Annotated in this window: 24 protein-coding genes and 1 riboswitch; of the genes, 12 read left to right on the top strand and 12 right to left on the bottom strand. The window is 71.9% G+C overall.

Annotated elements, in window-relative coordinates:
* Positions 1–58: 58 nt before the first annotated feature.
* On the bottom strand, positions 59–1,240 hold the full coding sequence (locus tag ACIP89_RS05015; protein WP_401923707.1) for an NAD(P)/FAD-dependent oxidoreductase: 1,182 nt from the start codon (positions 1,238–1,240) through the stop codon (positions 59–61).
* A 193-nt stretch (positions 1,241–1,433) separates the two neighbouring features.
* A riboswitch (TPP riboswitch) is annotated at positions 1,434–1,546 on the top strand.
* On the opposite strand from ACIP89_RS05015, the gene thiO reads away from it, so the two are divergent.
* The 6 genes from thiO to ACIP89_RS04985 all read left to right on the top strand — a co-directional run bounded on the left by thiO (position 1,544) and on the right by ACIP89_RS04985 (position 7,266).
* Complete coding sequence (gene thiO, locus ACIP89_RS05010; RefSeq protein ID WP_401923705.1) at positions 1,544–2,722, top strand: glycine oxidase ThiO; 1,179 nt, start codon at positions 1,544–1,546, stop codon at positions 2,720–2,722. Its footprint overlaps the riboswitch before it by 3 nt.
* Entirely contained in the window at positions 2,719–2,952 is a 234-nt protein-coding gene (thiS, locus tag ACIP89_RS05005) for a sulfur carrier protein ThiS (RefSeq protein ID WP_401922862.1), read from the top strand. The genes thiO and thiS overlap by 4 nt, the downstream gene beginning before the upstream one ends.
* Positions 2,953–2,954: 2 nt before the next feature.
* Positions 2,955–3,749 carry a thiazole synthase gene (locus tag ACIP89_RS05000; protein WP_402113036.1) on the top strand — a complete coding sequence of 265 codons (795 nt, stop codon included), beginning with the start codon at positions 2,955–2,957 and terminating at the stop codon, positions 3,747–3,749.
* A gap of 113 nt (positions 3,750–3,862) precedes the next feature.
* Positions 3,863–5,782: a Stk1 family PASTA domain-containing Ser/Thr kinase gene (pknB, locus tag ACIP89_RS04995; protein ID WP_401922858.1), complete on the top strand. Its 1,920-nt coding sequence runs from the start codon at positions 3,863–3,865 to the stop codon at positions 5,780–5,782.
* A 6-nt stretch (positions 5,783–5,788) separates the two neighbouring features.
* Positions 5,789–6,646, top strand: a complete 858-nt coding sequence (locus ACIP89_RS04990) for a deoxyribonuclease IV (RefSeq protein WP_401922855.1) — start codon at positions 5,789–5,791, stop codon at positions 6,644–6,646.
* 155 nt (positions 6,647–6,801) lie between these two features.
* Entirely contained in the window at positions 6,802–7,266 is a 465-nt protein-coding gene (locus ACIP89_RS04985) for a DUF4396 domain-containing protein (RefSeq protein ID WP_402113032.1), read from the top strand.
* 15 nt (positions 7,267–7,281) lie between these two features.
* Here the strand turns inward: ACIP89_RS04985 and ACIP89_RS04980 are convergent, their stop codons facing one another.
* A complete protein-coding gene (locus tag ACIP89_RS04980; RefSeq protein WP_401922850.1) occupies positions 7,282–7,914 on the bottom strand; it encodes a sulfite oxidase-like oxidoreductase in 633 nt (210 codons plus the stop codon).
* A 154-nt stretch (positions 7,915–8,068) separates the two neighbouring features.
* On the opposite strand from ACIP89_RS04980, the gene bfr reads away from it, so the two are divergent.
* On the top strand, positions 8,069–8,548 hold the full coding sequence (gene bfr / locus ACIP89_RS04975; protein WP_123470058.1) for a bacterioferritin: 480 nt from the start codon (positions 8,069–8,071) through the stop codon (positions 8,546–8,548).
* 6 nt (positions 8,549–8,554) lie between these two features.
* Here the strand turns inward: bfr and ACIP89_RS04970 are convergent, their stop codons facing one another.
* Positions 8,555–8,815 (bottom strand): bacterioferritin-associated ferredoxin, encoded by a 261-nt coding sequence (locus tag ACIP89_RS04970; protein ID WP_401922847.1) that lies wholly within the window; start codon positions 8,813–8,815, stop codon positions 8,555–8,557.
* Between the two features lie 171 nt (positions 8,816–8,986).
* The gene (locus ACIP89_RS04965) at positions 8,987–10,333 is read right to left on the bottom strand and encodes a class II 3-deoxy-7-phosphoheptulonate synthase (RefSeq protein ID WP_401923702.1); all 1,347 of its coding nucleotides are present in this window, start codon (positions 10,331–10,333) and stop codon (positions 8,987–8,989) included.
* 156 nt (positions 10,334–10,489) lie between these two features.
* Here ACIP89_RS04965 and ACIP89_RS04960 point away from each other — a divergent pair, with 156 nt between their 5' ends.
* The 3 genes from ACIP89_RS04960 to ACIP89_RS04950 all read left to right on the top strand — a co-directional run bounded on the left by ACIP89_RS04960 (position 10,490) and on the right by ACIP89_RS04950 (position 14,681).
* Entirely contained in the window at positions 10,490–12,571 is a 2,082-nt protein-coding gene (locus ACIP89_RS04960) for an N-acetylmuramoyl-L-alanine amidase (RefSeq protein WP_402113030.1), read from the top strand.
* A gap of 50 nt (positions 12,572–12,621) precedes the next feature.
* Positions 12,622–12,678, top strand: coding sequence for a trp operon leader peptide (locus ACIP89_RS04955; RefSeq protein ID WP_073735655.1), 57 nt, complete (start codon positions 12,622–12,624; stop codon positions 12,676–12,678).
* A gap of 98 nt (positions 12,679–12,776) precedes the next feature.
* A complete protein-coding gene (locus tag ACIP89_RS04950) occupies positions 12,777–14,681 on the top strand; it encodes an anthranilate synthase family protein (protein WP_401922843.1) in 1,905 nt (634 codons plus the stop codon).
* A gap of 30 nt (positions 14,682–14,711) precedes the next feature.
* Here the strand turns inward: ACIP89_RS04950 and ACIP89_RS04945 are convergent, their stop codons facing one another.
* From ACIP89_RS04945 to ACIP89_RS04925, 5 genes are all read right to left on the bottom strand, one after another.
* Positions 14,712–15,716, bottom strand: coding sequence for a 2-hydroxyacid dehydrogenase (locus ACIP89_RS04945; protein WP_401922841.1), 1,005 nt, complete (start codon positions 15,714–15,716; stop codon positions 14,712–14,714).
* Positions 15,717–15,836: 120 nt separating this feature from the next.
* On the bottom strand, positions 15,837–16,865 hold the full coding sequence (locus ACIP89_RS04940; RefSeq protein ID WP_402113028.1) for a 6-phosphofructokinase: 1,029 nt from the start codon (positions 16,863–16,865) through the stop codon (positions 15,837–15,839).
* 110 nt (positions 16,866–16,975) lie between these two features.
* Positions 16,976–17,668: a response regulator gene (locus ACIP89_RS04935; protein WP_401922836.1), complete on the bottom strand. Its 693-nt coding sequence runs from the start codon at positions 17,666–17,668 to the stop codon at positions 16,976–16,978.
* Positions 17,665–18,882: a MacS family sensor histidine kinase gene (gene macS / locus ACIP89_RS04930; RefSeq protein WP_401922834.1), complete on the bottom strand. Its 1,218-nt coding sequence runs from the start codon at positions 18,880–18,882 to the stop codon at positions 17,665–17,667. Before macS ends, ACIP89_RS04935 begins: the two co-directional genes overlap by 4 nt.
* 34 nt (positions 18,883–18,916) lie before the next feature.
* Positions 18,917–19,690, bottom strand: a complete 774-nt coding sequence (locus ACIP89_RS04925) for a lysophospholipid acyltransferase family protein (RefSeq protein ID WP_401922831.1) — start codon at positions 19,688–19,690, stop codon at positions 18,917–18,919.
* Positions 19,691–19,852: 162 nt separating this feature from the next.
* On the opposite strand from ACIP89_RS04925, the gene ACIP89_RS04920 reads away from it, so the two are divergent.
* Positions 19,853–20,632 (top strand): alpha/beta hydrolase, encoded by a 780-nt coding sequence (locus tag ACIP89_RS04920; RefSeq protein WP_401922829.1) that lies wholly within the window; start codon positions 19,853–19,855, stop codon positions 20,630–20,632.
* Positions 20,625–21,302 carry a hypothetical protein gene (locus ACIP89_RS04915; RefSeq protein WP_402113025.1) on the top strand — a complete coding sequence of 226 codons (678 nt, stop codon included), beginning with the start codon at positions 20,625–20,627 and terminating at the stop codon, positions 21,300–21,302. Before ACIP89_RS04920 ends, ACIP89_RS04915 begins: the two co-directional genes overlap by 8 nt.
* 453 nt (positions 21,303–21,755) lie before the next feature.
* On the opposite strand, the gene ACIP89_RS04910 is transcribed toward ACIP89_RS04915, so the two are convergent.
* From ACIP89_RS04910 to ACIP89_RS04900, 3 genes are all read right to left on the bottom strand, one after another.
* Entirely contained in the window at positions 21,756–22,508 is a 753-nt protein-coding gene (locus tag ACIP89_RS04910) for an endonuclease/exonuclease/phosphatase family protein (RefSeq protein ID WP_401922824.1), read from the bottom strand.
* Between the two features lie 79 nt (positions 22,509–22,587).
* On the bottom strand, positions 22,588–23,529 hold the full coding sequence (locus tag ACIP89_RS04905; RefSeq protein WP_073735568.1) for an ROK family glucokinase: 942 nt from the start codon (positions 23,527–23,529) through the stop codon (positions 22,588–22,590).
* Between the two features lie 73 nt (positions 23,530–23,602).
* The gene (locus ACIP89_RS04900; protein WP_401922821.1) at positions 23,603–24,061 is read right to left on the bottom strand and encodes a DUF5304 domain-containing protein; all 459 of its coding nucleotides are present in this window, start codon (positions 24,059–24,061) and stop codon (positions 23,603–23,605) included.
* Between the last annotated feature and the right edge of the window lie 59 nt (positions 24,062–24,120).

The following is a 24,120-nucleotide window of genomic DNA, read 5'->3' as shown; positions in this document are numbered from 1 at the left end:
TGACAGCCGACACCCGGACTCCGCCCTTCAGGGCCCGGCGCACCCCGCCGGACAGACCCTAGGGGCGTACGGCCGACTTCAGCGGCACCGAGGCGTCGCCGGCCAGCTCCGGATCGAGCGGCGTGCCCGCCTCGATGAGCTTGCGCCCCTGGATCAGGTCGCGCGGCCGGCCGACGGAGAGCACCGCGGCCAGCACGCCGTCCCGCAGCCAGCACACCGACCAGGCGGGGCCGTCCGGATCGCCGCGCCACAGCAGGGTGTCCGCGCCCTCGTGGTGGCCCGCGTACTGCACGAACCTGCCGAACTGCTCGGACCAGAAATAGGGCACGGGGTCATAGGCGGGCGGCTCCGCCCCGTCCGGCGACGCCCCGATGATGTGGGCGGCCGCGGTACGCGGCCCCTGGAGGGCGTTGTCCCAGTGGTGGACCAGCAGCCGCGCCCCGTAGCGCGCGGAGGGGAAGGAGGCGCAGTCGCCCACGGCGTACACGTCGGGCAGCGAGGTGCGCAGCGCCGCGTCGGCGGTCACAGAGCCGTCGGGCCCGAGCGCGACGCCGGAGCCGGCCAGCCAGCCGGTGGCGGGGTGCGCGCCGATCCCGACGACCACGGCGTCGGCCGGCAGGACGCGGCCGTCCGCCAGGAGCACCCGGCCGGGTTCCACCCCGGCCACCCGCGCCCCGGTCAGCAGGGTGGCGCCGCTCTCCGCGTACCAGGCGGCCATCGGGGCGGCGACCTCGGCGGGCAGGGCGCCCGCGAGGGGGCGTTCCGCGGCCTCGACGACGGTGACCTCGCAGCCCGCCGAGCGGGCCGCGGTGGCGAACTCGGCGCCGATCCAGCCCGCGCCGACGACCACGACGGTGTGCCGTGCGTCCAGGACGGGCCGCAGCCGCGCCGCGTCGTCCAGGGTGCGCAGCAGATGGACCCCCGCCACCCCCTCGGAGCCCGGCAGCACGACGGGTTCGGCTCCGGTGGCGATGACCAGGACGTCGTAGGGGACGGGCCCCTTCGAGGTGTCCAGTTCATGGTCGGCGGCGCGCAGGCCCGTGACCTCACGGCCCAGCCGCAACTCGATGCCGAGTGTCTCGAAGTCGATATCGAAGGCGGATTCCTCGGCCTTGCCGAGCAGCACGGCCTTGGACAGCGGTGGACGGTCGTAGGGCTGGTGGGGTTCGGCACCGATGAGGGTGAGCGCGCCGGTGAAGCCCTGTTCCCGCAGGGCCACCGCCGTCTGCACACCCGCCATCCCCGCGCCGACGACGACCACCCGCCGCCCGGCCCGCTCCGACTGCCGCTCCGGCCGCTCTGCCCGCTGCTGCTCGTTCACCCGACCACCTTAATCAACTGACGGTGCGTCAGGAAAGGTGTTCCTCACCGTCCTCGCACCGCCGGCCTCCTGCTTTACCCGTCCGCGGGGCCTGGGTCTAGGGTGGCCCACGTAAAAGACTCGCGGGAGCCCGGACGTACCGGGCTGAGAGGGAGGCTGGGCGGCCTCCGACCGTACGAACCTGATCCGGGTCATGCCGGCGAAGGGAGGGGCTGGATGCCCATGCCTGTCCACCGCACGAGCGGGTGCGAGGTCCTCGTCATCGGGGGCGGCGTCATCGGCCTGGTCACCGCCTGGCGGGCCGCGCAGCGCGGTCTGGCCGTCGCGGTCGTCGATCCCGATCCGGGCGGCGGGGCCGCCCGGGTCGCGGCCGGCATGCTGGCCGCCGTCACCGAACTGCACTACGGCGAGGAGATGCTGCTGGGTCTCAACGTCGCCTCCGCCGCGCGCTATCCGGCGTTCGCGGCCGAACTGGAGGCGGCGAGCGGTCAGGACATCGGCTTCCGCGCCTGCGGCACCCTGGCCGTCGCGCTGGACACCGACGACCGCGCCCACCTGCGGGAGCTGCACGAGCTGCAGCGCCGCTGCGGGCTGGAGTCGCAGTGGCTCACCGGCCGGGAGTGCCGGCGCCTGGAGCCGATGCTCGCGCCGGGCGTACGCGGCGGGCTGCGGGTCGACGGCGACCACCAGGTCGACCCGCGCCGGCTGTCCGCCGCGCTGCTGACGGCGTGCGAGCGGGCCGGGGTCGTCTTCCACCGGCAGCGGGCCGAGCGGCTCACCGTGGTGCGGGACCGGGCCACCGGGGCGGTACTGGACGACGGTACGGAGCTGTCGGCCGACCAGGTCGTGCTCGCCGCCGGCAGCCTCAGCGGCCGGCTCTCGGGGGTGCCGGAGCACGTCCGGCCGCCCGTCCGCCCGGTCAAGGGCCAGGTGCTGCGGCTGACCGTACCCACCGCGTACGCCCCCTTCCTCAGCCGCACCGTGCGGGCCGTGGTCCGGGGCAGCCACCTCTACCTGGTGCCGCGCGAGAACGGCGAGCTGGTGGTCGGCGCCACCAGCGAGGAGATGGGCTGGGACACCACCGTCACGGCGGGCGGGGTCTACGAGCTGCTGCGCGACGCCCACGAGCTGGTGCCCGGCATCACCGAGCTGCCGCTCACCGAGACCCGGGCCGGCCTGCGCCCCGCCTCCCCCGACAACGCCCCGCTGCTCGGCCGCACCGCGCTGCCCGGCCTCCACCTCGCCACCGGCCACCACCGGAACGGAGTGCTCCTCACCCCGGTCACCGGTGACGCCATGGCGCGGCTGCTGGCCGACGGCGAGCTGCCGGAGGTGGCCCGCCCCTTCTCCCCCGGCCGCTTCCCGGCCGCCGCCCCCGTACGACAGGAGCAGCCCGCATGACCGCGCCCACTCCCGCCTCCGCGCCCCTCCTCTCCGTGTCCGTGAACGGCGAGGCCCTCACCGTCGCCGCGGGCACCACCCTGGACGCCCTCGTCGCGACCCTGACCGAAGCGCCCTCCGGGGTCGCGGCCGCGCTGAACGAGACCGTGGTGCCGCGCGGTCAGTGGTCCGGCGCGGCGCTCGCGGACGGCGACCGGGTCGAGGTCCTCACCGCGGTCCAGGGAGGCTGACCGTGTCCGACGACCTCTTCACCCTCGGGGACACCGTCTTCGGCTCCCGGCTGATCATGGGGACGGGCGGGGCGCCCAGCCTCGATGTGCTGGAGCGCGCGCTGACCGCCTCCGGCACCGAGCTGACCACGGTCGCGATGCGCCGTCTCGACCCGACCGTGCGGGGCTCCGTGCTCTCCGTACTGGAGAAGCTCGGCGTCCGGGTGCTGCCGAACACGGCGGGCTGCTTCACGGCGGGCGAGGCCGTGCTCACCGCCCGGCTGGCCCGCGAGGCGCTCGGCACCGACTGGGTCAAGCTGGAGGTCGTGGCCGACGAGCGCACCCTGCTGCCCGACCCGGTCGAGCTGCTGGACGCCGCGGAGATCCTGGTGGACGACGGGTTCACCGTGCTGCCCTACACCAACGACGACCCGGTGCTGGCCCGGAAGCTGGAGGACGTGGGGTGCGCGGCGGTCATGCCGCTCGGCTCCCCCATCGGTTCGGGCCTGGGCATCCGCAACCCGCACAACTTCCAGCTGATCACCGAGCGGGCCAGGGTCCCGGTGATCCTGGACGCGGGCGCCGGGACGGCCTCCGACGCGGCGTTCGCCATGGAGCTGGGGTGCGCGGCCGTGATGCTCGCCTCCGCGGTGACCCGCGCCCAGCAGCCCGAGCTGATGGCCGCCGCGATGCGGCACGCGGTGGAGGGCGGGCGGCTGGCCCACCGGGCGGGCCGGATCCCGCGCCGGCACTTCGCCGAGGCGTCGTCGCCGGTGGCGGGGCGTGCGGCGCTGGATCCGGAGCGCCCGGCGTTCTGACACGGGACCCCGCGGCACCGGATCGCGTGTCCCTGTCACGGCTCGGCTGCAGTACGGCTCCGGGATCGCCCCGGCCAGTCGGTGGTGTCCGTGGCGGCTCGTAGACTCGCTGCGTGGATACGACCCTCCAGGACCCTCTCGTCGGGCAGCTGCTCGACGGCCGCTACCGCGTCGATGCCCGCATCGCCGTGGGCGGCATGGCCACGGTCTACCGGGCCATGGACACCCGCCTCGACCGGGTGCTCGCCCTCAAGGTGATGCACCCGGCGCTCGCGACCGACGCCTCGTTCGTCGAGCGCTTCATCCGCGAGGCCAAGTCGGTGGCGGGGCTCGCGCACCCCAATGTGGTCGGGGTCTTCGACCAGGGGGCCCAGCAGCAGTACGTCTACCTGGCGATGGAGTACGTCGCGGGCTGCACGCTGCGCGATGTGCTGCGCGAGCGCGGCGCGCTGCAGCCCCGGGCCGCGCTGGACATCCTGGAGCCGGTGCTCGCCGCGCTCGGCGCCGCGCACCGGGCCGGGTTCGTGCACCGGGACATGAAGCCGGAGAACGTGCTCATCGGCGACGACGGCCGGGTCAAGGTCGCGGACTTCGGCCTGGTACGGGCCGTGGGTACGGTGACCGACACCACCGGGTCGGTCCTGGGCACCGTCTCCTATCTCGCCCCCGAGCAGATCGAGCACGGCACCGCGGACACCCGCGCCGATGTGTACGCCTGCGGTGTGGTGCTGTACGAGATGCTCACCGGCGCCAAGCCGCACACCGGGGAGTCCCCGGCCCAGGTCATCTACCAGCATCTCAACGAGGACGTCCCGGCCCCCTCCGCCCTCGTCCCCGGGCTGCCCCCCGAGCTGGACAGGCTGGTCGCGAGCGCCACCGCGCGTGACCCCGAGGTGCGCCCGTTCGACGCGGTGGCGCTGCTCGCCGAGTCCCGCGAGGCCCGCGCCGGCCTCTCCGAAGCCCAGCTGGACGCCGTACCGCCGCAGGCCCTGGCGGAGGTGCGCGACGCCGCGGAGGACCGCACGAGCGTCATCCCGCGGGTGCTGCCGCCCGGTCAGGGCACCGCCCACCACACCAGCCGGCTGGAGATGCCCCCGCCGCTGCCGCCGGAGCGGCCCGCCCGCCGGGCCGGGTTCCTCGGCGGGCCTCGGCGCGGCGTCGTCGCCGCGGTCGTCGCGGTGCTGCTGGTCCTGGGGATCGGCGGCGGCGTCTGGTACATCAACTCCGGACAGTTCACCCACGTCCCCCGGGTGCTCGGCCAGAGCGAGAAGGCGGCCAAGGAGCGGCTGTCGGACGCCGGCTTGGAGCTGAAGGGCGTCGAGCGCGCCTACAGCGACACCGTCGAACGCGGCAAGGTGATCGACAGCGACCCGAAGTCGGCCGCCCGCATCCGGGGCAACGGCTCGGTGAAGCTCGTCGTGTCGCGGGGGCCCGAGATCGTGAAGGTGCCCGATGTCGGGGGTGTCGCGCTGGCCGAGGCCAAGCGGCGGCTGACGAAGGCGGGCCTGGTGCCCGGCATGACCACCAAGGAGTTCAGCGAGGACGCGGCGGCCGGTGAGGTGGTGCGCACGGACCCCGAGGCGGGCGCCGAGCGCCACCCGGACACCGCGGTCGCGCTCGTGGTCTCCAAGGGCAGCCCGGTCGACGTCCCCGACGTCACCGGCCTCTCCGTCGAGGACGCCACCGACGCACTGGACGAGGAGGGGCTGAAGGCCAAGGTGCTGCCGGGCCGGGTGAACAGCTCCGAGGACGCGGGCGACGTCGCCGAGCAGTCACCGGCCGAGGGCCGGGAGGCCGCGGAGGGCGACACCGTCACACTGAAGGTCTCCAAGGGTCCGCGGATGATCGACGTGCCGGACGTCACCGGCAAGGACAAGGACGACGCCCGGAGCGAGCTGGAGGACGCGGGCTTCGAGGTCAAGGTCGACACCCCGTTCCTCTCCTTCAGCGACACGATAGCGAGCCAGTCCGTCGAGGGCGGCGATCAGGCGCCCGAGGGCAGCACCATCACCATCAAGACCAAGGGGCTCTAGATCCGTATGCGCAACCCTGTCGGCGGTCACGTCCCGGTGGCCGGCGGCCTCGCCAAGGTCGGCCTGCCCTACGCCCGGGAGATGGGCGCGGAGGCCGTCCAGGTCTTCGTCGCCAATCCGCGCGGCTGGGCGGCCCCCGCGGGAAACCCGGCGCAGGACGAGCGGTTCCGGGCCGAGTGCGCCGCCGCGTCCATGCCCGCGTACGTCCACGCCCCGTACCTGATCAACTTCGGCTCGCACACCGCGGCGACCGTCGAGAAGTCCGTGGACTCGCTGCGCCACTCGCTGCGCCGCGCCCGCGAGATCGGCGCTCTGGGCGTCGTGGTGCACACCGGCTCCGCGACCAACGGCAGGCCGCGCGAGGAGGCGCTGGCCCAGGTACGCACCCACCTGCGGCCGCTGCTGGACGAGCTGACGCACGACGACGACCCGTTCCTGCTGCTGGAGTCCACCGCGGGTCAGGGCTTCTCGCTCTGCTCGCGGACCTGGGACTTCGGCCCGTACTTCGAAGCGCTCGACGCCCATCCGAAGCTCGGCGTCTGCCTCGACACCTGCCACATCTTCGCGGCGGGACACGATCTGGCCGGTCCCGGCGGGATGAAGGAGACGCTGGACCTGCTGGTGGAGACGGTGGGCGCGGGCCGGCTGAAGCTGATCCACGCCAATGACTCCAAGGACGTGGCCGGAGCCCACAAGGACCGGCACGAGAACATCGGCGCCGGTCACATCGGTGAGGAGCCGTTCCGGGAGCTGTTCTCCCACCCGGCCACCGAGGGCGTGCCGCTGATCATCGAGACCCCGGGCGGCAAGGAGGGCCACGCGGCGGACGTGGCCCGGCTGAAGGAGCTGCGCGACCGGAGCTGACCGAGCCGCCCACGGATGAGGAATACCCCTGGGGGGTATATGGTTCCTGTAGTCGACAGGAAACCGCCATCCGGCATCGGGAGCTCGACATGCAGGAGCACGCAGAAGACGCAGCACACACGGCACACGCAGGCCGCACGGAGCACGCGGATCACATGGGCCACTCCGGCCGCCGCCCCGGCGCCGTCGGGTGGCGGATGGCGGCGCAGGCCACCCTGCACTGCCTCACCGGCTGCGCCATCGGTGAGGTGCTCGGCATGGTGATCGGCACGGCGTTCGGCTGGGGCAACGCGGCGACGATGGTCCTCGCGATCGCGCTGGCGTTCTTCTTCGGCTACACACTGACGCTGCGCTCCGTCCGGAAGGCCGGTGTCGGCCTCCGTACGGCGTTCCGCGTCGCCCTCGCCGCCGACACGCTCTCCATCGCGGTGATGGAGCTGATCGACAACGGGCTGATCGCGCTGTGGCCCGGCGCGATGGACGCGACACTCGCGGACGCGCTGTTCTGGGGGACGCTCGCGCTCTCGCTGGCCGTCGCCTTCGTCGTCACCACACCGGTCAACAAGTGGATGATCGGACGCGGGAAGGGGCACGCCGTGGTGCACCAGTACCACCACTGAGGCGGCCCGGGGAGGTCAGAGCTCGGGGCCGTCCCCCGGCTCCTCCTGGTAGGAGTAGCGCTGTTCCTTCCACGGATCGCCGACGTTGTGGTAGCCGCGCTCCTCCCAGAAGCCGCGGCGGTCGGCGGTCATGTACTCGATGCCCCGGACCCACTTGGGGCCCTTCCAGGCGTAGAGCTGCGGAACCACGAGCCGGAGCGGGAAGCCGTGCTCCGCGGTGAGCAGCTCGCCGTCCTTGTGGGTGGCGAACAGGGACCGCTCCGCCGTGAAGTCGTCGATCCTGAGGTTCGAGCTGAATCCGTATTCGGCCCAGACCATCACATGGGTGACACGGGGCGCGGGCGGTGCGAGTGCGACGACATCGCGGACGAGCACCCCGCCCCACTCGGCGCCGAGCATGCTGAATTTCGTCACGCAGTGCAGATCCGCGACGACCGAGGAGAACGGCAGTTCCGAGAATTCCTGATGGTTCCAGCAGTGCTTGTCGCCATCGGCGGTGGCCCCGAAAACGCGGAATTCCCAGCGGTCGGGTTTGAACTTCGGCACCGGTCCGTAATGGGTGACCGGCCAGCCGCGCTGAAGTCGCTGCCCCGGCGGAAGCTCGGACTGCTCTGCTGCGCGGTTTTCCCGGCTTTCCGGCTGACCCATGACTCCATGGTGACAGACAGGCAGGGGTGGTCATGACCAGCACAGAGACGATTCGGGCATGCCTTACTAAGCATGTACTTACTGGACGGCCACCGGGTGCGATGCGAAGATGCGGCCAACTTGCCCAGTTCACCGGTTGGAAGGAGCCTCTGCGATGCAGGGCGACCCCGAGGTCCTTGAGTTCCTGAACGAGCAGCTGACCGCCGAATTGACTGCCATCAATCAGTATTTCCTGCACGCGAAGATGCAGGACAACTTCGGCTGGACGAAGCTCGCGAAGTACACCCGCTCCGAGTCGTTCGACGAGATGAAGCACGCCGAGATCCTGACCGACCGGATTCTGTTCCTCGACGGGCTGCCGAACTACCAGCGGCTCTTCCACGTGCGGGTGGGCCAGACGGTCACCGAGATGTTCCAGGCGGACCGCCAGGTCGAGGTGGAGGCGATCGACCGCCTCAAGCGGGGCATCGAGCTGATGCGCGGCAAGGGCGACATCACGTCCGCGAACATCTTCGAGTCGATCCTGGCCGACGAGGAGCACCACATCGACTATCTCGACACCCAGCTGGAACTGGTGGAGAAGCTCGGCGAGCCGCTCTACATCGCGCAGCTGATCGAGCAGCCGGAGAGCTGACCCGGCTCAGGCGGCTTCGGGGAAGCCGGCCGCCGGTGCGGTGCCCGCGTCGATACGCTCGACGGTGCCGGCCGGCTGCTTCTGGTCGAGCAGCTCGCGGCGCGGACAGGCGCCGCGGCCGAGCATCGCCTGGATGGTGCGCACGCAGCCGCCGCAGTCGGTACCCGCCTTGCAGGCGGAGGCTATCTGGCGGGGCGTGCAGGCTCCGGCTTCCGCATGTTTCCTGACCTGCTGCTCCGTAACGCCGAAGCACGAGCAGACGTACATGCGGTTTCACCTCCCGGCGGGACGAGGTCGTGGCGGCCGCCCCGATAATCGGTGAGGCTAACCTAACCTTACCCGCCTCTCCAGGGCGGTAAAAGCCCCGGAACGCCCTGTGGGGCACGGATCACATCGATCCGTGCCCCACAGTCGCACGTGTGCTACCTGTCGTGATGCCTACTGATCCCGGTACATCTCGGCCACCAGGAACGCGAGGTCCAGCGACTGGCTGCGGTTGAGCCGCGGGTCGCAGGCCGTCTCGTACCGCTGGTGCAGATCGTCCACGAAGATCTCGTGTCCGCCGCCGACGCACTCGGTGACGTCGTCACCGGTGAGCTCGACGTGGATGCCGCCCGGGTGGGTGCCGAGGCCCTTGTGCACCTCGAAGAAGCCCTTGACCTCGTCCAGGACGTCGTCGAAGCGGCGGGTCTTGTGGCCGGACGCGGCCTCGAAGGTGTTGCCGTGCATCGGGTCGGTGACCCAGGCGACGGTGGCACCGGAGGCGGTGACCTTCTCGACCAGCTCGGGGAGCTTGTCGCGGACCTTGTCGGCGCCCATCCGGACGATGAAGGTCAGCCGGCCGGGCTCGCGCTCGGGGTCGAGGCGGTCGACGTAGCCGAGCGCCTCGTCGACGGTGGTCGTCGGTCCGAGCTTGATGCCGATGGGGTTGCGGATCCTCGATGCGAACTCGATGTGCGCGCCGTCCATCTGGCGGGTGCGCTCGCCGATCCACACCATGTGGCCCGAGGTGTCGTACAACTCGCCGGTGCGCGAGTCGGTGCGGGTCAGCGCCGACTCGTAGTCCAGCAGCAGCCCCTCGTGCGAGGCGTAGAACTCGACGGCCTTGAACTCGGCCGGGTCCGTGCCGCAGGCCTTCATGAAGTTCAGCGCGTTGTCGATCTCGCGCGCCAGGGCCTCGTAACGCTGGCCGGACGGGGACGACTTCACGAAGTCCTGGTTCCAGGCGTGCACCTGGCGCAGGTCGGCGTAACCGCCGGTGGTGAAGGCGCGCACGAGGTTCAGCGTGGAGGCGGACGCGTGGTACATCTGCTTCAGCCGGTCCGGGTCCGGAACGCGCTCGGCCTCGGTGAAGGCGAAGCCGTTGACCGAGTCGCCGCGGTAGGTCGGCAGGGTCACGCCGTCGCGGGTCTCGGTCGACTTGGAGCGGGGCTTGGAGTACTGGCCGGCGATCCGGCCCACCTTGACGACGGGCACGGAGGCCGCGTAGGTGAGGACGGCGCTCATCTGGAGCAGCGTCTTCAGCTTGGCGCGGATGTGCTCGGCCGACACGGCATCGAAGGCCTCGGCGCAGTCACCGCCCTGGAGCAGGAACGCCTCGCCCTTGGCGACGGCTCCCATGCGGGCGCGCAGCTGGTCGCACTCGCCCGCGAAGACGAGCGGCGGATACGACGCGAGGTCCGCGAGTACATCGCGCAGCGCCTCGGAGTCGGGGTACTCGGGCTGCTGCGCCGCGGGAAGGTCTCGCCAGGTGTTGCCACCGGCGACGGAGGTATTGGCGTTCACGGTCACGGGTCCCACATTACGGGGTCACGTCGAGTGCTTTTTCTGGTGCTCAGTGACTGAGACGGCCGACGTGGCGCGCCAGTGACGAGGGACACAGCCGGCTGCTGCTAGCGTCGCGACTTCGGATTTGCCGGATTTGACCATAAAGGCGGAGATTTGAAGCGAAACCATCGCAAGGATCTCAGGAGGGGGCGCCTGCTCCACGGGGCGGGGGCGGCGGTCGCGGCGACCGCCGCGATCACGACCGCGGCCATGGCGTCCCAGCCCACCGTGACGACCGGCAGCCGGCCGGCCGCGGCGGCGGCCGCCTCATTGCAGACCCGGTTCGAGGACGCGGCGCGCGAGTTCGGCGTACCGCGGAGCGTGCTGATGGCGGTCTCGTACCGCCAGACGCTGTGGGAGAGCCACGACGGCGAACCGAGCACCAGCGGCGCGTACAACGTGATGGGTCTCACCCGGGTCACCGAGGACGACATCGGGCAGCCGACGGACGCGGAGCGGCTCGCGCACCTCAACCTGAGCGGCGACCCGGCCGTGATGAGGCATTTCGACGCGGGCCGCGCGCTGCGCACCCTGCCGGAGCGGGTGGACACCGGCGCGGCCGGACTGCACACGCTGGACGAGGCCGCGAAGCTCATCGGCAGGCCGGCCGGCTCGGTGCGGGCGGACTCCGCGCAGTCGGTCCGCGCGGGCGCGGCGCTGCTCGCGAAGTACCAGCGCGAGGCCACCGGCTCGCTGCCCGAGGACCCCGGACAGTGGTACCCGGCCGTGGCGCGCTACAGCCAGGCGCCGGACACCAAGGGCGCCAGGCTGTTCGCCGGCCGGGTCTTCGAGTCGGTCAGGAGCGGCGAGAGCCGTCTGACGGCGGACGGCCAGCGGCTGTCGCTGCCCGCGGAGCCGTCGGTGACCCCGGTCGAACCCGCCTGGACGCGGCCGGCCGCGACGAACGCGAGCAGCACCGCGGCCCCCGCGCCGGAGTGCCCCTCCGGCCTGAACTGCGACTTCAAGCCCGCCGCGTACCAGCAGAACAGCTCCACGCCGGACGACTTCGGCAACTACAACGCCGCCGACCGGCCCGCGAGCGGCGAGGACATCCGCTACATCGTCGTCCACGACACGGAGGGCGGTTACGCGGGTGCGCTGGCGACCTTCCAGAACCCGGCGTCCTACGCGAGCGCGCACTATCTGATCCGGGCCGGGGACGGACTGGTCACCCAGCTCGTCAGGACCGAGGACGAGGCCTGGCACGCGGCCAACAAGACCGTGAACATGCACTCGATCGGGATCGAGCACGAGGGCTACGCGATCAAGTCGGGCAGCTGGTACACCGAACCGCAGTACGAGTCGTCCGCCGCGCTCGTGAAGTACCTCGCCGCCCGGTTCGCCGTCCCGCTCGACCGTGAGCACATCATCGGCCACGACGAGGTGCCGGGCGTCCTGGACGCCGGTGTCGCGAGCCAGCACTGGGACCCGGGCCCCTTCTGGGACTGGAACCACTACATGTCCCTGATCGGCGCCCCGGCCGGCACCGGCGGTGCGGGCGAACCGGTCCGGGCCGGCGAGGTCGTCAGGGTGGTGCCGCCGTTCACCGCGGCGAACCAGCCGGCGCTGACGTACGACGGCGCCCCGGTGGCCGGCCGGCCGGCGAACTTCGGCTACCTCTACACCTCGGCCTCCACCGCGTCGGCGATGATCACCGATCCGTACCTGCCGAACGTGAAGGCCACCGACGCCCCGAACTGGGGCAACAAGGTCGTCGCGGGCGGCACGTACGTCGTCGCGGAGGCCGAGGACGACTGGACCGCCATCTGGTACGGCGGCAGGAAGGCCTGGTTCCGGAACCCGGGCGGCCAGTTCACCGAGGCCGTCGCCGGGACCGCCCGGCCGGTGCTGGAGCCCAGGGCGGGCGCGACCTCCATCCCGGTGTACGGGCGCGCCTACCCGGAGGACGCCGCCTACCCGGGCACCGGCGTCCCGGTGCAGGAGAAGAACGGCGAGTCGCTGTCGAAGTACACCGTCCCCGCCGGCCAGGCCTACCCCCAGGCCGGTCCGGCGCAGGCCGGTGACTACTGGTTCGCGGGTACGTTCGCCGGCACGGCCGGTAACGACCGCACCCTGGTGAAGGGCGGCACGAACCTCTTCTACCCGATCCGGTACAACCACCGCATCGGGTGGGTGAAGGCGAGCGACGTCCAGCAGGCGGACAGCACCGTCCCGGATGCCGGGACGGCCCCTTAGAACAGGCGGAGCGGGCCTCCTCGTGACCGATCGTGGGTTATGGTTCAGCCATGTTCGCGCACTCGACCCGTAATTGGTGGTGGACCGCTCATCCGGCGGCCCACTGACTGCGCGTACACAGAGACGCAGAGGCCGCCCGAGGGGCGGCCTTTTTCCGTTTTCACGGGCCGTTCCTCCCAGCTGATCCCACTGGAAGGAACCCGGCATGACGCCGCACATGACCCCGCACCCGGCACCGCACACGCTCGTCCAGCGACTCCTCGGTGACGACTGCCCGCCGTTCGCCCTGCTCCGCAGGCGCACCCCGGGCCATGACCACGACACCGTCGAGGTGCTGATCGGTGAGGTGCGGGAGGTGGACCGGCTGGCGGACCTCCCGGTCGGTGAGCGGCCCTCGCTCGCCCTGGTCCCGTTCCGGCAGATCGCCGAGCGCGGCTTCGACGTGCGGGACGACGGGACGCCGCTGTCCGTGCTGGTCGCGGACGAGACGTACACGCTGCCGCTCGACGAGGCGCTGGAGCTGCTCCCCACGCATGAGGTGCGGGTCAGGGACGGTGCGTTCGACGTACCGGACGAGGAGTACGCGGGAACCGTCCGGCGGGTCATCGAGGACGAGATCGGCCGGGGCGAGGGCGCGAACTTCGTCATCCGGCGGACCTTCCGGGGCGAGATCCCCGGTTTCGGGCGGCCGGACGCGCTGGCGCTCTTCCGGCGGCTGCTGGCGGGCGAGCGGGGCGCGTACTGGACGTTCGTCGTGCACACGGGGGCCAGGACGCTGGTGGGTGCCAGCCCCGAGGTGCATGTGCGGATGTCGGGCGGGACGGTCGTGATGAATCCGATCAGCGGCACCTACCGCTACCCCGCGGAAGGACCGTCCGCCGAGAACCTGCTGACGTTCCTCGGCGACCGCAAGGAGACGGAAGAGCTCTCCATGGTGGTCGACGAGGAGCTCAAGATGATGTGCACGGTCGGTGACATGGGCGGGGTCGTGATCGGCCCCCGGCTCAAGGAGATGGCCCATCTCGCGCACACCGAGTACGAGTTGCGCGGGCGCTCCTCGCTGGACGTGCGCGAGGTGCTGAAGGAGACCATGTTCGCGGCGACGGTCACCGGCTCCCCCGTACAGAACGCCTGCCGGGTCATCGAGCGGTACGAGTCCGGCGGGCGCGGCTACTACGCGGGCGCGCTGGCCCTCCTGCGGCAGGGCCCGGACGGAGCGCAGACGCTGGACTCACCGATCCTGATCCGGACCGCCGACATCTCGCCCGACGGTGAGCTGCGGGTGCCGGTCGGGGCGACGCTGGTGCGTCACTCGGAGCCGGAGAGCGAGGTGGCGGAGACCCACGCCAAGGCGGCCGGCGTGCTGACCGCGCTGGGGGTGCGGCCGGGGCGTCCGCACACGGAGGAGGCCCGGCCGCTGCTGGCCGCGGACCCCCGGGTTCGGGCGGCGCTGGACGCCAGGCGGGACGGGCTCGCGCCGTTCTGGCTGCGGATGCAGGAGCGCACCGACGAGCTGTCCGGCCATGCGCTGGTGATCGACGGCGAGGACACGTTCACCGCGATGCTCGGGCATCTGCTGCGCGCTTCGGGGCTCGATGTGTCGGTGCGCCGCTACGACGAGCCGGGGCTGCGCGAGGCCGTCCGGGCGCACGAGGGGCCCGTGGTGCTGGGCCCGGGGCCGGGGAATCCGGGCGATCAGGACGATCCGAAGATGCGGCTGCTGCGGGCGCTCGCGGCGGAGCTGGTCCGGGACCACCGGCACGGGCTGCTGGGGGTGTGCCTGGGCCATGAGCTGATCGCGGCGGAGCTGGGTCTCGACATCGTCCGCAAGGCGGTGCCGTACCAGGGCGCGCAGACCCGGATCGAGCTGTTCGGCCGCCCGGAGACCGTCGGCTTCTACAACAGTTTCACCGCGCGCTGCGACGAGGCCTCGGTCACCGAGCTCGCGGCGCACGGCATCGAGGCGAGCGTGGACGGGGCGACCGGGGAGCTGCACGCGCTGCGCGGGGACGGCTTCGCCTCGGTGCAGTTCCACCCGGAGTCGGTGCTGACGCTGCGCGGCGCGGCGATCGTGGCCGAGCTGCTGGCGGGACTGCCGGTGCGCGGCTGAGCACCGGCGCCGCCCGGACCCCGTCGGGCCTCAGGGGCCGGGCGGGGCCGGGACCAGGACGTTCTCGCTGCGGGCGCGGGCCAGGTAGTCGTCGACGTTCCGGACGGTGGCGTCGATGATCTGGCCCACCGCGTCCTCGGTGTAGTACGCCTGGTGCGAGGTGACGATGACGTTCGGGAAGGTGACCAGCCGGGCCAGGGTGTCGTCGTCGATGCCCTTCAGCGACTTGTCGAGGAAGAAGAGCCCGGCCTCGGCCTCGTACACGTCGAGCCCGACGCCGAGGAACCGGCCGGCCCGCAACTCCCCGACCAGGGCCGTGGTGTCGACGAGTCCGCCCCGGCTGGAGTTGATCAGGATCGCGTCGTCCTTCATCAGGGCCAGGGCGTCCTTGCCGATGATGTGGTGGGTGGAGGGGAGCAGCGGGACGTGCAGGCTGACCACGTCGGACTCGGCGAGGAGCTGCTCCTTGTCGACGTACCGCATGCCGAGTTCGACGCAGGCCGGGTTCTCCGCGACGTCCCAGCCGAGCAGATTCATGCCGAAGCCATGGGCGATCCGGGTGAAGGCCTCACCGATCTTGCCGGTGCCGATGACACCGACGGTGCGGCCGTGCATGTCCCGGCCGAGGAGCCCGTCGAGCCGGAAGTCGAAGTCGCGGGTGCGGCTCGCGGCCCGGATGACGCGCCGGTTGACCGCCATGGCGAGGGTCCAGGCGAACTCGGCGACGGAGTAGGGGGAGTAGGAGGAGACCCGGGCCACCCGCATGGCGAGGCGCTCCGCGACGTCCAGGTCGATGTTGTTGAAGCCGGTGGAGCGCTGGGCGATCATCTGCGTGCCGCCGGCCGCGAGGGTCTGCAGGACGGCGCTGCCCAGGTCGGCGTTGACGCTGGTCGAGATGATCTCGTAGCCCGCGGCGATGGGCGCGGTGTCCCGGTTCAGGAAGACGTCCAGGCAGCGGACCTCGTGCTTCCCGGCGAAGGCTTTCTCGATCAGCGGCTTCTCGTCGGACTGCACGCCGAAGGCCAGGATCTCCACTGCGTCTCCCGTTACTGATGCGGGCGGGGTGCCGGGGCCGTACGCACGGGGGTGCGTACGGGTCCGGCCGGTCGGTCATCGCGAATATATGGCAGGGCCACCCGGCACGCCGCCCCGCCCTCAGCCGAAGAAGATCTCCGCCTCCGCGTAGAGCGCCGGGTCGACCGTCTTGAGCCGGGCGGTCGCCTCCGCGATCGGCACCCGCACGATGTCCGTGCCGTTCAGGGCCACCATCTTCCCGAAGTCGCCGTCGTGCACGGCGTCGATGGCGTGCAGGCCGAACCGGGTGGCCAGCCAGCGGTCGAAGGCGCTGGGGGTGCCGCCGCGCTGGATGTGGCCGAGGACGGTGGTCCTGGCCTCCTTGCCGGTGCGGCGCTCGATCTCCTTGGCCAGCCATTCACCGACCCCGGAGAGCCGGACATGGCCGAAGGAGTCCTGCGAGCCGTCCTTGAGGACCAGCTCGCCCTGCGCGGGCATGGCCCCCTCCGCGACCACCACGATCGGCGCGTAGCTCGCCCGGAACCGGGAGACCACCCAGGCGCAGACCTGGCCGACGTCGAAGCGCTGTTCCGGGATCAGGATGACGTTGGCGCCGCCGGCCAGTCCCGAGTGGAGCGCGATCCAGCCGGCGTGGCGGCCCATCACCTCGACGACGAGGACGCGCGTATGGGACTCGGCCGTGGTGTGCAGCCGGTCGATGGCCTCGGTGGCGATGTTGACGGCGGTGTCGAAACCGAAGGTGTAGTCGGTGGCGGACAGGTCGTTGTCGATGGTCTTGGGCACGCCGACGCAGGGGATCCCGTACTCCCCGGACAGGGTCGCCGCCACGCCGAGGGTGTCCTCGCCGCCGATCGTGACGAGCGCGCCGACCTCGTGCCTGTCGAGGGTGTCCCGGATCCGGCGGACGCCGTGATCCGCCTTGAGGGGGTTGGTGCGCGAGGAACCGAGGATGGTGCCGCCGCGCGGCAGGATGCCGCGCACCGCCGGGATGGAGAGCGGGACCGTCACCCCCTCCAGCGCTCCCCGCCAGCCGTCCCGGAATCCGATGAAGTCGTAGTCGTACTCCTGCACGCCCTTGCGGACGACGGCGCGGATGACCGCGTTGAGCCCTGGGCAGTCGCCGCCCCCGGTCAGAACTCCGACCCGCATGGAAGCATCCCTTCGCCGAAGTGAGCTCACTCCACTCCAAGCTAAGGTGATCCAGGTCACAGAGGGATGGGTCGTACGGTCAATTCCCGTGCAATGTCCGGTTGTTGATCTCAGACGTCGTCGAGGCCGCGCTCGATCGCGTACCGCACCAGCTCCACCCGGTTGTGCAGCTGGAGCTTGCCCAGGGTGTTCTGGACGTGGTTCTGGACGGTGCGGTGCGAGATGACCAGCCGTTCCGCGATCTGCTTGTACGAGAGCCCCTTGGCGACCAGCCGCAGCACCTCGGTCTCCCGCTCCGTGAGCTCCGGGGCCTTCGGCTCGTCGGACGCCGCGGGGAACGGCTCCGAGGCCAGCCTGCGGTACTCGCCGAGGACGAGACCGGCGAGGCCGGGGGTGAAGACCGGATCGCCGGCCGCGGTGGAACGGACCGCCTCGGTGAGCTCCTGGGTGCTCGCGGACTTGAGCAGGTAGCCGGTGGCGCCCGACTTGACCGCTTCCAGCACATCGGCGTGCTCGCCGCTCGCGGAGAGCACCAGGACCCGCAGCCCGGGGTGCGAGCCGACGAGTTCCTTGCAGACCTGCACGCCCGGCATCCCGGGCAGGTTGAGGTCGAGGACCAGGACGTCGGGGGTGACGGCCCCGGCCCGGCGGACCGCCTGGGGGCCGTCGCCCGCGGTCGCCACCACGTCGAACCCGGACTCCGCGAGGTCGCGGGCGACGGCGTCGCGCCACATCGGGTGGTCGTCGACCACCATCACCCTGATCGCCCGCTGCGGGGCACCTGCTTCATGTGCTGCGTTCATCGGACCGAACCCGCCTTCCCCCGTGAAACCTTCGGAATCCTCAACTCGACCTCGGTGCCCTGGCCGGGCACCGAGACCAGCTCCGCCGTGCCGCCGAGCTCCCGCAGTCTGCCGCGTATCGACAGTGCCACCCCGAGCCGCCCCTCGCCCTCGGCCTGGGCGAGCCGCCCGTCCGGGATGCCCGGCCCGTCGTCCCGGACCGTGACGATCACCTCGTCCGGCCAGTCCTCGACCAGGATCCAGGCCTGGGCGCCCTCCCCCGCGTGCACCCGGACGTTGTCCAGGGCGGCGCTCACCGCGGCCGCCAGCTCCGTCGCCGCCGGGGGCGGGAGCAGCACCGGGGCGCCGGGCTCCGCGAAGCTGACCCTGGATCCGGCGTGCGGGGCGAGCAGGGCGCGCAGATCGGTCTCGCCGGGATCGTCGTCGTCCGTCTCGACGGCACGCACCACGGCGCCCTCGGCCGCGTCCTCCGACACCCGGGTGGGCGGCACCAGGCCACTGGAGACCAGGGTGCGCAGGGCGACCTCCTGCTCCCCGGCCATCCGGCCCAGCTCTGCGGCCTCGCCGCCGATCGCCGCGCCCCTCCGCTGCACCATCGCCAGGACCTGGAGCACGCTGTCGTGGATGTCGCGGGCCAGCCGTTCCCGTTCCCGGGTGGCGGCCTCGATCTCCAGGGCGCGGGCGAGGGTGCGCTCACTGGCGCGGGCCACCTCGACGACGTAACCGATCGCGATGGAGGCGACCCAGACCAGCAGGACGTTGTGCAGGGTGTCGCGGCTGGGTTCGGCGCGCTCGATGAGATTGGCGACGGCGACGAAGGTGGAGGCGAAGGCCGCCCAGCGCCAGCCGCCCTTGATCGCGAAGGCCAGCACGGAGCCCGCGGTCCAGATGGACGGCAGGGTCGGGCCGTCCATGTGCTGGGCCTGGAAGTCCGCGAGCGGGGTCAGCAGGATGCCGGCGAGAGCGAGGGCGAGGTCGGTACCGAGGAAGCGCTTGGTGCAGGCCACCGCACCGGAGACCTTCGGCAGGGTGGCGAGCGTCCAGACGGCCATGACCGTCAGATAGGCGATGGCCACCCAGGGCCGTTCGTACTTCTCGCGTCCGAAGACGGCGAGCAGGATCGCGTAGAGCATCGTCAGAATGCGGTACGCGGTCAGCGCACGCCACAGCGGCTGCTCGACCGACATCCGCACGACCCGCACCCGCTTGGCCATCTTCTTCTCCCCCACCCCCGGCGGACCGGCGCCCTCAGGCGCCTTCGCGGTCCTCGTCCGTGCCCGGCTGCCCGTCCCGGCGGCCGGACGAGGCGCGCTTGGCGGCCTCCGCCTGCCGCTTCGCCTCGTCCGCGAGCTGCCGCTTGGCGGCGGTCGCGTAGATGTCCACGTACTCCTGGCCGGAGAGCCTCATGATCTCGTACATCACCTCGTCGGTGACCGAGCGCAGGATGAACCGGTCGCCCTCCATGCCGTGGTAGCGGCTGAAGTCGAGCGGCTTGCCGATCCTGATCCCCGGGCGCATCAGCTTGGGCATCACCTGGCCGGGCGGCTGGATCTTCTCCGTGTCGATCATCGCGACGGGGATGACCGGCGCCCCGGTCGCGAGCGCCACCCGGGCGAGCCCGCCGGGCTTGCCCCGGTAGAGGCGGCCGTCGGGAGAGCGGGTGCCCTCCGGGTAGATACCGAAGAGGCCGCCGCTCTCGATCACCTCGATGCCGGCCTTGATCGCCGCCTCGCCGGCGCCCCGGGCGCCCGAGCGGTCCACCGGGAGCTGGCCGACGCCCTTGAAGAAGGCGGCGGTCAGCTTCCCCTTGACGCCCGGCGCGGTGAAGTACTCGGCCTTGGCGATGAAGGTGACCTTGCGGTCCAGGACGGCGGGCAGGAAGAAGGAGTCGGAGAACGACAGATGGTTGCTCGCGAGGATCGCCGGTCCCTGCGCGGGGATGTTCTCCAGGCCCTCCACCCACGGCCTGAAGGCGAGCTTCAGAGACCCGCCGATGGAGAACTTCATAGCGCCGTAGATCAACTCGGATGCCTCCTGTGTGCTGTCGAACAGACCTTAGAGCATCCCTCCGCCCCCGCTCCCGGTGACGGCCCTGGTCGGTGTCGGTCCGGTCGCGTACGGTGAAGTAATCCTCTGCACTCCCCCCTTTCGCTCCCCTCCGAGCCTCACGAACAGGAGACCCCGGTGCCGGTCCTTCCTGGAGCCGAGCCGTTCCGCCACGAGGGCGGAGAGGCCGGCGTCCTTCTCTGTCACGGATTCACCGGTTCCCCGCAGTCGCTGCGCCCCTGGGCCGGCTACCTGGCGGAGCGCGGGCTCACGGTCTCGCTGCCGCTGCTCCCGGGGCACGGCACCCGGTGGCAGGACATGCAGGTGACCGGCTGGCAGGACTGGTACGCGGAGGTGGACCGGGAGCTGCGGTCACTGCTGGAGCGGTGCTCCCAGGTCTTCGTCTTCGGCCTCTCCATGGGCGGCGCGCTCGCGCTGCGGCTCGCGGCGAAGCACGGTGACGCGGTACGGGGCCTGGTGCTCGTCAATCCGGGCAACAAGGTGCACGGTCTCGCGGCGCACGCGCTGCCGGTCGTCCGCCATCTGGTGCCGACGACGAAGGGGCTGGTCAACGACATCGCCCTGAAGAGCTCCGACGAGATCGGCTACAACCGGGTGCCGCTGCACGCGGCCCACTCGCTGCGGAAGTTCTTCCGGCTGGTCGACGCGGAGCTGCCCCAGGTGACCCAGCCGCTGCTGCTCCTGCACAGCCCGCAGGACCACGTGGTGCCGCCCGCCGACTCGGCCCGCATCCTGAGCCGGGTCTCTTCGAGGGACGTCGAGGAGATCCTCCTGGAACAGAGCTACCACGTGGCGACGTTGGACCACGATGCGGAGCGGATCTTCGACGAGAGCTATTCGTTCATCGGCCGCCTCGCTCCGAGCGTCGGTAAGAAGGGGAGCACGTCCGGTGGCTGAGTACGAAGCGGATCGCGCGGGCGGCGAGGAGGAGCGCGAGCCGCTCCCCGCCGAGGGAGCGGCCGTCCCCGACGACGGGGGCGCACCACACCCGGAGGCCCCGGGCAAGGACCGGGGCGGCGACGGGGAGCGGCCGGTGGACGAGGACGCCGTCTGGGAGGCGATCGTCGCGGGGTACGGCGACGAGCCGCCGGACCCGCCGGGTGCCAGGCCGTTCCGGTCCATCGAGGACGTGGCGCTCCTTGAGGACGGCCCGCTGACCGCCCTGGACCCGGACAAGGGCATCGGCAAGCGCCCGCCCAAGCCGCCGGAGAAGCCGCTGGGCAGCTCGGTGGTGTTCGCCCCCGGTGTCGGCGCCGGCCCGCGCGACTACGAGCCGGCGGAGCCGACCGAGGGTGACACGGACGACGACGACAGCGGCGAGGGACACTTCGTGCCGCCGGAGCCGCCGCCGCTGCCGGAGGCCGATGTCACGGCGAAGTTCGCCTGGCTCGCGGTGATCGGCGGACCGGTCCTGCTGCTGCTCGCGGTGCTGCTGCGCTGGGAGCTCACCTGGTGGCTGACGACGGTCTGCGTCGGCGGTTTCCTGGGCGGCTTCGTGACGCTGGTGGCGCGGATGGAGCACGACGACGAGGACGGCGACGACCCCGGCCGCGGCGCGGTGGTCTGAGCGGGTTCCCTGCGGGGGTGGCTGCCGTTTTCCTTGGTGCGGGGTTCCGTCCTCAATCGCCGGACGGGCTGCGGGTGCGGCGTGCTCCGCCGGGTGCGGGGGTGCGCCTGCCCGGTGGGGGGGGGTTCGGGGTCCCTCCGGGGCGTCTCCTCGGACGACGAACGTGCGGGGGGTCCGTGAGGGACCCGGGTCTGTGTTCGTCGTCCTGCGGGGACTCCCCTGCACGCCCCCGAACCCGCCCGTCGCGCGTCTGCGGCAGTCGTATCGCCGGTGTGCAGACGCGCACGTGGCAGGGGTGGGGACGTGCAGGGGGGTCCCCGCAGGGAATGGCGTACGACCCGGGTCCCTCGCGGTCCCGGGTGAACACGCCATTCCCGAGGAGACACCCCGGAGGGGCACCACCCCCCACCCACCGGACCAGGCGCACCCCGCAGCGGCGGAGCAACCCGCACCTCAGGCGCTTCGCACCCTCAGCGCCGCCAGCACCGGCAGATGGTCGGTCGCTGCCAGCAGGTCGGCCTCGGAGATCCCGGGCAGTCCCGTCGGGACCCCGCAGCCGAGCACCTCGATGCCGCCGGTCGCGAAGACCGCGTCGAGCCGCTTGTGCGGGTCCTGCGGCGGAAAGGTGTGCTCGCCGCCCCGGGGCCGTACCGCCCAGCAGTCCTGGAGCCGGCCGGCGAGCAACCGGAAGGCCCGCCCGCTCGGTACGTCGTTGAGGTCACCGGCGACGACCACGTGCTCCACGCCCATCTCGTTCACCGTCTCCAGCAGACGCCCGGCCTGGGCGAGGCGTTCCGTGCGGTCGAGGCTCAGATGGCAGCTCAGCACTCCGATCCTGGCGCCGGCGATCCTGACCACCGCGGTCGCGAAGCCCCTGCGGTGCAGGCCCGGGGTGAGCGGCAGCAGGATGTCCTCGGTGCGTTCCACCGTGGCGCGCAGCGAGCAGAGCAACAGGGGGCCGGCCGCGGTGCCACCGCCACCGAGGACCACCAGGTCGGTGCGGGCCGCCAGCCGGGCGGCGGCCTTGCGCCAGCGGAAGAAGCGCGGCGCCTCCTGGATGAGGACCAGATCGGGTGCGCAGGCGCGGATGACGCGGACCAGGGCCTCGAAGTCGTCGCGCATCGACCGGATGTTGTAGCTGAGCACTCTGATGACGGCCGAGCCGTCCTGCTCGGTACGGGATTCTGGCAGCGACGTCATGACCATGCCGATCACGATACGACGGACGCCCGCCGCTCCCCGAGAGGGGCACGACGGGCGTCCGGTGTGTCCGTATCCGCTCGGATCAGCCCTGCCGGGCCAGGTCCGCCGCGCCCACCAGACCGGCCTTGCCGCCCAGTTGGGCCGCGAGGACCTGGGCGTGCGGACGCCACTCGCCACCGATCAGCCAGCGCCGGAACGACTTGCGGATCGGGTCGAGGACGAGCTCGCCCTCGTCCGAGACGCCGCCGCCGACGATGAAGGCGGACGGGTCGAACAGCGAGGCGAGGTCGGCCAGTCCGGCTCCGGCCCAGCGGGCCAGCTCGCGGAACGAGTCGACGGCCACCGGGCAGCCCTGCCGGGCGGCCTCGCTGATGTGCTTGCCCTCGATGCCCTCGACCGTGCCGTCGCCGAGCGCCAGCAGGATCGTGGCGTTCTCGGGGGTGGCGTTGGCCCGCTGCTTCGCGTACCTGACGAGCGCCCGCCCGGAGGCGTACTGCTCCCAGCAGCCCTGGCTGCCGCAGCCGCAGAGCAGACCGTCCGGGACGACCCGGATGTGGCCGAACTCGGCGGCCACGCCGAAGCGTCCGCGGCGCAGCTTGTTGCCGATGATGATGCCGCCGCCGAGGCCGGTGCCGAGCGTGATGCAGATGACGTCGTCGTGGCCCTGGCCCGCGCCGAAGCGGTATTCGCCCCAGGCCGCCGCGTTGGCGTCGTTCTCGACGACCACCGGGAGGCCGACGCGCTGCTCGACCTTGTCCTTCAGCGGCTCGTGCCGCCAGTTGATGTTCGGTGCGAACAGCACCGTGGCACGCTTGTCGTCGACATATCCTGCCGCGCCGATGCCGACCGCCTCGACCGGGTGCCCCTCGCTCGCGCCGGACACCGCCGCCGCGATCGCGTCCACGATGCCTTCGGCCGTCGGCGGGGTCGGCACCTTGAAGGTCGAGAGGATGTGGCCCTCTTCGTCGACCACTCCAGCTGCGATCTTCGTGCCGCCGATATCGACGCCGATGGTGAGTCCCATGAATCCCTCAGTTTCGGTCGAGCCCCGCTGGGGCAACCGTACCCGAGGCCGGGCCCCGTCCTGTCGGCGCCGGTCAGTCCAGGTCGATCTGTTCGCCGGCCTCCGGCCCGTCGTCCCGGGGGTCCGTGGCGTCGTCCGCCTTCTTTTCCGTGCCCGCCGGGTCCCCCGCGCCCTGGGTCCAACGGCGTTCCTGGCCCTCGACGGCCGAGCGGTAGGCGGCGAGCAGTTCACCGCCGGCTGCGGCGATGTGGTCGAAAACGTCCGGATTGCGTTCGATGACGGGCTCGACCGCGGACTTCGCCTGCCGGATGACCTGCTGGACCGCGCCCTGGGCCGCCACGCCGAACAGCGGTGACTGGAGGGAGGAGACCTTGTCGGCCACCGCGTCCACCAGCTTGCGCAGCTCCTCGGCGGCGGAGCCGGGCGGCGGACCGTACTCGGCACGGCGGCGGGCCTTCTCGGCGGCGAGGTCCTCGGCGCAGGCCTGGGCCCACGCGTCGTCGTCGGCGGGACGATCGGTGGCTTCGCTCATGGCGGACTCCTGCGAGGTGGGTGGCCGGCGGCCCGGCACACGGGACCCGTACATACGAC

It is taken from the genome of Streptomyces sp. NPDC088730 (genome assembly GCF_044751215.1).
GTDB lineage: Bacteria > Actinomycetota > Actinomycetes > Streptomycetales > Streptomycetaceae > Streptomyces.
This window is presented reverse-complemented; position numbering and strand designations above follow the sequence as displayed.